This window comes from Paracoccus sp. SSJ, assembly GCF_030234105.1.
GTDB lineage: Bacteria > Pseudomonadota > Alphaproteobacteria > Rhodobacterales > Rhodobacteraceae > Paracoccus > Paracoccus denitrificans.
Window position 1 is genome coordinate 198,504 of the sequence record NZ_JASSPE010000008.1, and the last position, 8,293, is coordinate 206,796.

General features: G+C 68.7%; 6 protein-coding genes. All 6 read right to left on the reverse strand.

The window, feature by feature from the left end; genetic code table 11:
- Positions 1-41: 41 nt before the first annotated feature.
- Complete coding sequence (locus QPR87_RS11495; RefSeq protein ID WP_285049652.1) at positions 42-1,508, reverse strand: MFS transporter; 1,467 nt, start codon at positions 1,506-1,508, stop codon at positions 42-44.
- A gap of 77 nt (positions 1,509-1,585) precedes the next feature.
- The gene (locus QPR87_RS11500; protein ID WP_285049653.1) at positions 1,586-3,544 is read right to left on the reverse strand and encodes a TonB-dependent receptor domain-containing protein; all 1,959 of its coding nucleotides are present in this window, start codon (positions 3,542-3,544) and stop codon (positions 1,586-1,588) included.
- Between the two features lie 161 nt (positions 3,545-3,705).
- The gene (locus tag QPR87_RS11505) at positions 3,706-4,839 is read right to left on the reverse strand and encodes a dihydrolipoamide acetyltransferase family protein (protein ID WP_285049654.1); all 1,134 of its coding nucleotides are present in this window, start codon (positions 4,837-4,839) and stop codon (positions 3,706-3,708) included.
- Positions 4,840-6,921: an alpha-ketoacid dehydrogenase subunit alpha/beta gene (locus tag QPR87_RS11510; protein ID WP_285049655.1), complete on the reverse strand. Its 2,082-nt coding sequence runs from the start codon at positions 6,919-6,921 to the stop codon at positions 4,840-4,842.
- Positions 6,922-6,949: 28 nt separating this feature from the next.
- Complete coding sequence (locus QPR87_RS11515; protein ID WP_285049656.1) at positions 6,950-7,543, reverse strand: flavoprotein; 594 nt, start codon at positions 7,541-7,543, stop codon at positions 6,950-6,952.
- A 12-nt stretch (positions 7,544-7,555) separates the two neighbouring features.
- On the reverse strand, positions 7,556-8,179 hold the full coding sequence (locus QPR87_RS11520; RefSeq protein WP_350310455.1) for a class I SAM-dependent methyltransferase: 624 nt from the start codon (positions 8,177-8,179) through the stop codon (positions 7,556-7,558).
- Positions 8,180-8,293: the final 114 nt, after the last annotated feature.

Consider the following 8,293-nt stretch of genomic DNA (forward strand, 5'->3'; position numbering starts at 1 on the left):
GGGTGGAGAATGTGGATATCATAACGATCCGAGTCTTTCGGTCAAGAATTACCCCCCCGTCGCGGCGGGGTATTGCCGCTCCGCTCCAGATTGAAGGCTCCGCCTGACAGGGCGATGACAAGGCCCAGCAGCGCCAGCCCGCCGGCCAGCGCAAAGGTCACGGCCATGCCATGGGCCACCGAAGCCGTCCCGGCCGTCGCTGGATTGGCGCTGCCCGAGGCAAGGGTAAAGACCGCACCCATTGCCGAGGCGCCGGTGATCAGCCCCAGATTGCGCGCCAGGCTCAGCACGCCCGAGATCACGCCGCGCCGGTCCTGCGGCACCTCCATCATCACCGCGGTATTGTTCGCCGCCTGGAACAGCTGGTAGCCGGGGGTCAGAACCGCCAACGCCAGGACATAGCCGGCCGTGCCCAGCATGTTGGGCAGGCCGGCCAGCGCGAAAGCCCCCACAGCCATCTGCGCCAGCCCCCAGATCACCACCGCATTCGCGCCGAAACGGTCCACCAGCCGCCCCGCCGGCACCCCGCTCAGCGCCGAGATGGCGGGGCCGACCGACATGACCAGCCCGACCACCGCCGCCGGATGGCCCAGCACCCGCGACAGGTAGAAGGGTCCGACCACCAGCGTCGTCATCATGACGGTCGAGACCAGCGCGCTCATCGCCAGCGCGGCGTTCAGCGCCGGGTCGCGAAAGGCGGACAGCCGCACCAGCGGCGCGGGGCTGCGCCGCTCGATCAGCACGAAAAGCGCAAGACCCAGCGCCACCAGCGCCAGCAGGATCAGGTTCCGGCGGTGAAACGCGCCGTTCCCGGCGGTGACGGCCAGCGCATAGGCGGCAAGGGTCAGGGCAAGGACCAGCGTGCCCGGCTTGTCGAAAGCGCGGTGATCGACCCGGCCCCGCTGCGCATCCGCAGGCAGGCAGCGTTGCGCCAGGACAAGCCCGGCCAGCGCCAGCGGCGCCATCACCGCAAAGATCGCCCGCCAGCCGAGGCCCGAGATCAACAGCCCGCCCAGCGTCGGCCCCGCCGCCGTGCCGATGGCCGACATGGTGCCCAGCAGCCCCATGGCGCTGCCGGTGCGCTCCTTGGAAACGCTGGTGCGCACCAACGCCACGGTCAGGCCCATCAGGATCGACCCCGCCGCACCCTGCAGCGCCCGCGCCGCGACCAGCGCCGGCAGCGTCGGCGCCATGGCACAAAGCGTCGAGGCGAGCGCGAAACCGGCCAGACCCCAGCACAGCACGCGGCGGTGGCCGGCGATGTCGCCCAGCCGGCCGGCGCTGACGATCAGCACGGTGATCGCCAGCAGATAGGCCAGCACCACCCATTGCACCTGCGGCAACCCCGTCCGAAAGGCATCGGCCAGCGTCGGCAGCGCCACGTTGGGAATGCTGATCCCCAGCGAGGACAGCAGCATCGCCATGGCCAGCGCGACCAGCGCCCAATGCGTCGCCGGCGCCTGTTCGTCCGGTGACTGTTCGTCCGGCGACTGTGGTTTCGGTTGCATCACGCATCCTCCTTGGTCCTGGATGGTCGATGCCCGGCCGGGGCGCGGCCGGGCATCGCTGTGGGCGCCCGCCAGCATCAGAAGCGGATCGTGCCCGACAGACGCAGGCTGCGGCCCGTTTCATAGAGGTTCGACCAGCCATCGACGCCGTAATAGGCGGTCGAATGGTCCAGATATTGCTCGTCGAAGATATTGGTCAGCGCCAGGCTATAGCTTTGGTTCCGGGCCGGGCGCCAGGTGACGGTCAGGTCGTGCACGTCATAGCCGGGCAGTTCGTCAAGCTGGAAATCGGCCGGCAGGTCGGTCTGCTTCAGCACGACGGTGCTGGTCCAGCCGATCTCTAGGTTCTGCGCGGGCATCCGGTAGCCGAGCGCCAGGACGATCTTGTCGCCGCCGGGCGTCACGCCGTCCAGCCAGTCGCCGGGACTGACCGGCTCGTCATTGTATTTCACGTCGATGTGGCTGAAGCGCAGGTCGGCCGACCAGTTCTGCCAGCTGCGGCCGAGATGGGCGGTGATGCCGCGCGATTCGATCTCGCCGTCGTTTTCGCGGAACCACGGGCTGCCGCGGCCCTGCCACGAGCGGATCTTGTCCTCGATCTTCGAGGTGAAGCCGCTGATCCCGGCGCGCCAGCCGTCGCGGTCCCATTCGGCGCCCAGTTCCGCCGTGCGCGCCAACTCTCCGGTCAGCGAGGTGTCGGTCTGCGGTCCCAGCCCCAGCGGCCAGATCAATGTCAGCCCCTCGACAGGCTGCACGCCGCGAAACGCCTCGCCCCACGAGGCGAACAGCGCCAGCCCCTCGGTCGGCTCATAGCGCAGCCGCAGGTTCGGGCTGAAATGCACGCCCTTGTAGTCGTTGCCGTTCAGGTCCCTGAGCGTGGCGCGGTCATAGCGCAGCCCGGCCGAAAGCAGCCATTGCTCGGTCGGGGTGTAATCGGCCTGGACATAGAGTCCGTGGTTCTCGCCGCGTTCGAAGCCGCCAAGCCCGGCTCCGCTTTCCCCACGCGACCGCGTCCAGCCGTAGTCGTAGCCATAGGTCAGCGCGACCTGGCCGAAATCCGAGCGGTTGCGGATGTCCAGCCCGCGCGTGTCCCATTCCGAAACCTGCCGGACCTCGATGTCGCGCAACAGGCGGCTGTGGGTGTCATAGGCCGAGACCGTCATGTCGACCAGCGGATCCCCCGCAGGATTGTAGCGATAGCTGACCGAGGTCGAGCGCCAGCCCAGCTTCTGATCCTCGGGGATGGCATCGGGCAGGCCGGGCGGAATGCCGAAATTCGAGCGATAGGCCCGCCGGCCGTTATCGCGGCGATACGTGGTGCTGAAGCTCAGCTCATGCCCATCGGCCGGGCGGAAGCGCAGCTTGACCAGCGCGTCCAGCGGGTCGTTGCCGGTATCGGCGACCTTGTTGCCCTCGCCATCCTTGTAGTCGTCGGCCCAGGATTTCGTCAGATAGACCAGATAGCCGAACCGCTCGTCCGGGGTGCCGTAGAAAGCCAGCCCCGGCGTCACGCGCCGGCCATTGGTCTGGGCCGAAAGCTTCAGCATGTATCCCTGGTCGCGGCCGGGCAGCAGCAGGTCCTCGGGGTCCTTGGTCTCGTAGCGGATGGCCCCGCCCAACGCCCCCGGGCCGGCCAGTGCGGAGCCGGCGCCGGCCTCGACCTCGACGCGCTTCAGGAGGTCCGGGTCGATGCCGAAATTCCCGGAATGGGCATACATGTTGCCGCCCAGCTTCGCCCCGTCCACGGTGACGTTCAGCATGGTTTCCTCGATGCCGCGGACATAGATCTTTTGCGCCGCCATGCGATTGGCGCCGCTGACCACGACCTCGGGGCTTTGCGCGAAAAGTTCGTTCAGCGTCGCGGGCTGGCGGGTCTCGATCTCTTCGGCGGTGATCGTCTCCGAGACGGTCTCGTCATCGGCCGAACTCACGATCGTGACCGGCGACAGGGTCACGCTGCTGTCCTGTGCCAGCACTGGGCTTGCCAGCAGGGCGGCCAGGGCCGCGACGCTGCCGGGATGGGTTTGGAACGCCATCGGGTTGTTTCTCCATAACAGATACTGCCGCTGCCGGGGCCGGGGCTGGACGCCTGAATGCGCTGGCTGGGAGACAAGGGCCGGGCGCAGAATAGAAAAACCGCTCTGCCGGGCACAAATCGCAAAAACTGAAGGCAGATCTCAGCTTGGCCGAGGAGGGATCATCCGGGCGGAGCCTCCCATCCCTCGATCCGCGCGGCGAATGCGGACAGCCAGCGGCCGGTCTGGTGGCCGTCCAGCGCCCGGTGGTCGATGGTCAGCGTGACATGCGCCATGGTGCGGATCGCCAGCGCCTCGGCGCCGCCCGCGTCGCGCACCACTGCCCGCCTTTCCAGCTTTCCGACGCCCAGGATCGCCGATTGCCCGTCATGCAGGATGACCGGCGCGGCCAGCAACGTCCCCGAGGTGCCGTGATTCGAGATGGTGAAGCTGCCGCCCGCCATCTCGGCCGCCGAAAGCCGGCCGGCGCGGGCGCGGGCCGTCAATTCCTGCAACTGCCCCGCCACCTCTTCCAGCGTCAGGTCCTGCGCCTTGCGGATCACCGGCACCACCAGCCCGGCATCGCCCAGGGCGGTACCGATGCCGATATTCGCGTCGGCATGGATCTCCAGCGCATCCTCGTGCCAATGGCTGTTGACCTCGGGCACGGCGCGCAGGGCGGCGGCGGCGGCCACGACCAGATAGGGGGTCAGGGACAAATTGATCCCCTGCGCCGCCAGCAGCGGCTTGAGATGCGCGCGGTGGCGGGTGACGGCGGTGAAATCGACCTCGGCCAGCGCCGTCACATGCGGGGCGCGCGCGACCGATTCCGCCATGTTGCGGGCAATGGCCAGCCGCATCGGCGAATGCGGCACGCGACGCGAACAGGACTGCAGCGCGGGCGAGCCGCCACGGGCGCGATGCGCGGCCTGCATGTCCTCGCGGGTGACGCGGCCGCCCTTGCCGCTGCCGGCGATATCGCCGGGGTCGATGCCGTATTCCGCCGCCAGCCGCCGCACGGCCGGAGAGTGCTGGCGCGCGGCGGCTGGCGCCCCGGCCGGGGGTGCCACGGGATCGCTCGTGGGGTCGATCCGGGCCAGCACCGCGCCGGGGGTGACGATTTCGTCGGATTGCATGACGATCTCGTGCAGGATCCCGGCGGCCGGTGCGGCGATCTCCTGCGTGACCTTGTCGGTCTCCAGCTCGACCAGCGGATCATCCTGCGCGACCCGCTCGCCCGGCCGCTTCAGCCAGTGGCGCACGACGGCACGGCTGCCCTCTTGCTCGGCGGGCACGATGACCTCGATCAAGCCCATTCAGAACTCCAGCAATTCGTCCAGCCGCGCACGGATGGCCGCGACCGAGGGAACGACATGCTCCAGCAGCGCCGGATGGTGCGGGCTGGGAATGTCGGGCATGGCCAGCCGTGCGACCGGCGCATCCAGTGCGTCGAAGGCCTCGTCGGCGACGGTGGCGGCGATCTCGGCGCCGAAGCCGGCGGTGCGCAGGTCCTCGTGCACGATCAGGCAGCGCCCGGTGCGGCGGACCGAAGCCAGCACCGCCTCGGCATCCCAGGGCATCAGCGTGCGCAGGTCGATGATCTCGACCGAAAGCCCCTCGGCCGCCGCCTCGCAGCGGTTGACCATGGCGCCCCATGTGACCACCGTCGCATCCTCGCCCCGCCGGGTGATGGCGGCGCGGCCAAAGGGCAGGACATAGCCGTCGCCGGGCCATGGCCGGCGCGCCGAAGGGTGGTCCAGCATCTCGCGATGCTCCAGGAAGACCACCGGATCGTTGCCGCGCAGCGCCGCGCGCAAAAGGCCCGCCGCATCGGCCGCGTTCGAGGGCGCGGCAACGGCCCAGCCGGGCTGGTGGACAAAGGCGACCTCGTTCGTCTGGCTGTGCCAGGGATCGCCGCATCGAAAATAGCCGATGGGCATCCGCACCACGATGGGCGCGGCGAAACGGTTGGCGGTGCGCCAACGCAGGGTGGCGCAATCGTTGAGCTGCTCGGCCGCCGGGTCGGCATATTTGCGGAACTGGATCTCGGGCACCGGCACCAGCCCGGCCAGCGCCATGCCCACGGCGCGGCCGATGATGCCCTCTTCGGACAGCGAGGTGTCGAAGACCCGCAATGCGCCGAACTTTTCCTGCAATCCCAGCGTCGCGGCATGGACGCCGCCCTTGGGGCCGACATCCTCGCCGAAGACGGCGACGCGCGGGTTCAGCGCCATCTCCTGCTCCAGCACGCGGCGGATGGCGGCCACCATGTTGATGCGCTGGCCCTCGGCGCAGGGGCTGTCGGTGAAAGCCGGCGGCCTGTAGCCCAGCGGGTGCTGGCCGCCCATGCGCTGCATCTCGCCCTGGTATCGGACATGGCGGGTCACCGTCTGGGGCGCGGCGGGCGGCACGGATTCGGCGCGGGCCAGCGCCGCGGCCACCTGCTCTTGCGCAGCACGGGCATGGCCCTCCCACTCCGCCTGCGACATCAGCGCCGGGACCAGATGCGCGTGCAGGCGCGGCAGGGGATCGCGCGCCCATTCGCGGGCCACCAGTTCCTGCGGCTTGTAGCCTTGGGTATCCTGATAGCTGTGGCCCTGAAGCCGCGGCACAGACAGACGCAGCAGCACCGGCGCGCGGCTGTCGCGCACATGATCCACCGCTTCGGCCGTCAGCGCCGCAGCCTCGGCCGGGTCGGCGCCATCGCCGTCAAGGATCGCCAGCCCCTGCCAGCCCGACAGGTTGGCGGCGATATTGCCGCCCGGCACCTGCACGCCCGAGGGCACCGAGATGCCGTAGCCGTTGTCCTCGATGCAGAACAGCATCGGCAGCCGGCCCACCGTCGCCGCCCCCAGCGCCGACCAGAATCCGTTCGAGGCGACCGAGCCGTCGCCCCCCAGCGCCACCGCGATGGCGCGGTCGTAGCCGGGCTGGCCCAGCACCTCGGCATGATAGCGGATCGCCTGCGCCCAGCCGGCGGTCGGCGTGTATTGCGTGCCGACACCGCCCGACATGGGCAGTGCCGCAGGACCGCCGGGATTGGGCAGGTTGAAGACGACGCCGATGTCGCGCCCGTCCGAATAGCCCCCTGACCGCGCCATGGCCGAGACCAGCGCCTCGGTCGGCTCCAGCCTCAGCGCCAGCAGCATCGGGCGCGAACGGTAATAGCCGCAGACCGCATCATGCGGATCGTCGAGTTGCAGGCCCAGCAGGATCTGCGCCAGGTCGTGCCCGCGCGCCGAGAACTGGTAGAGCACCTTGCGCTGCGGCACCAGCCGGGTCTCCTCCAACTCGTCCAGCGCGCGGGACAGATGCAGCAGTCGGACGGCGTGGGGCCAGTCCACGGCGGCAGGGCGCGCGCCTTGCGCGGGGCAAAAGCCGCCGGCGACGTCTTCCATCTCGCTGTCCTCCGTCTATTGGCCCCGCCTATTGGGCAGCGAACGCCTGCCCGGCCTCGATGCCGAGCTTGCGCCGGATCACCGCCAGCACATCCGCCGGCTCAGGCAGGGTGTAATGGCCATACATGCGGCCGTAATGCGGCTCGTATTGCTCGCGCCAGGCGGGCTCGATCACCTCGTGCCCGTCCTCGCGGATCGCGGCCACGTTGCGACGCACGACCGGGCGGTCCCACATGGCCGGGCCCATGACCGGAAAAAAGACGATGGGGAAATTGCCGACCAGGAACATCATCGTCAGCCGGTTCATCGAGGTTCCGGCCGCCGCCGCCGCCAACGTGTTCGCGGTCGCCGGCAGCACGATCATCAGCTCATGCGCCGCCGCGATCAGCCCCGGCCGGTCGGTCGCCCAGTCCCTGGGGCTTTCGCCGCAGATCACCCGCTCGACGATCAGCGACAGGCTGTCGGTATTGACGAAACTCATCGCATCCGGCGTCAGGATCACCGAGATCGAGCAGTCCAGCCCCTCGCGGATCGCCCGGACATAGCCCGGCACCAGCATCGCATCGACCGAGCCGGTGACCCCGATCAGGATGCGCGGCTTACGGTTTTCGGAATCGGACATCGAGCCCTCCTTTCAGTTCGTGGCCGAGCCGGGCCAGGTCGTGTCGGTCCGCCGACGCTCCAGCGTCGCCTCGTAGGAATAGATCTGGCCGGACAGCGCACGGGCGACATCCAGCCCGGCGCCGGGCAGGGTCACGGCGATCCATTTCTGGTTGAAGGGATGCGGCCATTCGACATGGTGGCATTCCAGCCCCGCCTCATGGACGATCTGCGCGATGGTTTCCCTGCGATAGCGCACGATATCGGGATACAGCCAGGCGTCGCCCTGGTAATCGCTGCCGTCCAGCGTCTCGAAGAAAGTGGCCAGGAACACCGTCTGGGGCACCATGACCTTTTTCGCCTCGGCCATGCATTTGGCGATCTGCCATTGCGGCGCATGGGTAAAGATCGAATGGGCCATCATCAGGTCGAACTTGCGGCCGAATTTCGTGAAGGCGAAATCGCCGTCGATGACGAAATTCGGCTTGCGGCGCTGGACGAGCTCTTCGTTGAAATGGCTTTTCAGCCCGTCCCTGATGGCCCATTCCTCGGGGTCGATGCCGTAATAGCGGCCGGGCCGCAGATACATGATGGCGAAACGCCCACCGCGCAACGAGCCGCAGCCGATGTCCAGCAGGCTCGATGGGCATTGTTGCAGAAGTCGGCTTCAGGACATGATGGCCCTTTCCCCAGCTGAGGTCAGGCCACGCGTTCGATCTCGGCGGTGCCGAGGGCGTTGAAGCGGTTCATCAGGGCGACGCGGATGTGGATC